Genomic DNA, 2180 nt, shown 5'->3' with positions numbered 1-2180 from the left:
AGGAAAGGAGGTGTAAAAAACAAAAGGAAAAATGGAAAGAAAAATACCTGGTATGCTCTATATACTTCTCTCCTTTGTTCCATGGATTGTTTACTGGGTTCTGTGCGGTATGGGAAACAGGTTGGGTGTAGCAATTCCTTTTGTAGTTTCTTTACTTCTCATAATCCCTCAAATCCACAAAAGAGATTTCAATCTGATGGATGTTATTTCTCTTCTCTACTTTGGCATAGCCACTACCACTACATTCATCTTCAATTTGAACACATTTGTTGAGAAAAGCGGATTTCTTGGTTATCTTACCTTGTTTCTGATGGCATTGTTTTCTTTAATCATCAAACAGCCTTACACTCTTCAGGTTTCAAAAAGGGATTATCCTGAAATCTACTGGAAGGATAAATCATTTCTTGCCATTAACAACATAATTACTGGGGTCTGGGCGATAATCTTTATGGCAAACGCCATCATATTTTTACTTCTTGATATACCTTTTACAATAATACTCTCAAACGTTTTAATTGCTCTTGGTATAGTATTTTCAATTGTTTTCCCTTTAAAGGCACCTGCTTATTTCGCTACAAAGGAATTTAGGAGATACGATTGGAGTGTTGATGTAACTAAAAAGCCAAAAGGAGAGAATGAATATGATGTTATCATTGTTGGTTCTGGCATAGGTGGATTAACCTGCGGTGCGCTTCTTTCAAAAAGAGGGTACAGGGTCTTAGTTTTAGAGCAACATTATCAGATAGGGGGGTATTGCTCTTCTTTTAAGAAGAAAACTTTTGTCTTCAACACAGGGGTTGAAAATGTAAGCGGACTGTGGGAAAAAGGACCTGTAACCTATCTCCTCAAGGAACTTGGCTTTGAGAAGAATGAACTTTTTACAAAGAATAGAATGAGATACATTTTTAGAGGTAAAGTGATTGATGTCAGTAACTTGGAAGAGTTTATAAAAGTTCTCTCAGAGATGTTTACGGAAGAGAAAGATAACATTCATGCCTTCTTTGATGAAGCTAAAAAGGCATATGAAGAGTGCTACAAAGATTTGGTTTATGGTGTTCCACTGCCAGCTGAACTAATTGTTAAGGTTTTTGGAGCTAAAAAGCTTCTTGATTATCCTAAGGAACATCCACACTTCTATGATTGGATGAACAAAACATATAAGCAAAAACTTGATGAGTTTTTCACTAATGAAGATTTGAAGACTTTGCTTTGTGCTCTTCTCGGCTATGTAGGAACAGAACCTGAGAAAACACCAGCAAGTAGTGCCTTGACTGCTGTAGTTTCATACTACATCCACGGCGGATATTTCCCGAAAGGAGGAGCACAGAGATTTGCAGACAGTTTAAAGGGCTTTATAGAATACAATAATGGAAAAGTCCTGACAAGACATAGGGTGGATAAAATATTGGTCGAAAACGGAGAAGTTAAAGGAGTGAGGGTTGGAAATAAGATTTTCAAGAGTCCCGTTGTTGTTGCCAATGCAAATGCAAAAACTACATTTCTTAAGCTTGTTGGAGAGGAGAATTTGGATAGAGACTTTGTAGAGTATATAAAAAATTTAAAGATGTCTCCATCCTGTTTTATGGTATTCTTGGGAGTTGATATGAATTTATCAGGTCATCCAACGATTATTGAGAACTTGGATGAAGGTTATAGCATCACCATAAACTCTAATGCCGATCCAAGTTTAGCACCCAAAGGGAAAACAAGCATTACAATAATAACGGGTGCCAACTATTATGATTTTCCAGAAAGGGGAACAAAAGAGTATTTAGAAAAGAAGAGAGAATCTGCAGAACTTCTAATCAGGAAGGTTGAGAAGATCATTCCCGACTTAAGCAAACACATAATCATTCAAGATGCAGCAACGCCAAAAACATTTGAGAGATACACCTCAATGCCTGAAGGAGCGATCTATTCTTTTGAACAATCAATTGATACCAAGAGACCTTATTTTAAAACACCAATAAAGGGTCTGTATCTGGCAAGTGCATCCACTTTTCCAGGGGGAGGAATAGAAGCGGTGGTAATATCTGGGATTATCTGTGCAAACGATATATGTAACTGGAAGGTTAATTAAGTGAGTTTTGTAGAATCCCTATAAGGAATTGGAATGCACATCAAGAAATATATTCTAATTTAACTATTTTTAAAAAATTCCATGCTCAACTTCATTACAT

At 36.5% G+C, this 2180-nt stretch carries 1 protein-coding gene; it reads left to right on the top strand.

Annotated elements, in window-relative coordinates; genetic code table 11:
- Window positions 1-31 precede the first annotated feature (31 nt).
- The gene (locus tag J7J33_03655) at window positions 32-2080 is read left to right on the top strand and encodes an NAD(P)/FAD-dependent oxidoreductase (protein MCD6168384.1); all 2049 of its coding nucleotides are present in this window, start codon (window positions 32-34) and stop codon (window positions 2078-2080) included.
- Window positions 2081-2180: the final 100 nt, after the last annotated feature.

Source organism: Caldisericia bacterium (genome assembly GCA_021158845.1).
GTDB lineage: Bacteria > Caldisericota > Caldisericia > B22-G15 > B22-G15 > B22-G15.
Note: the sequence above shows the minus strand (reverse complement) of the source record. Positions and strands in the feature narration are given on the sequence as shown.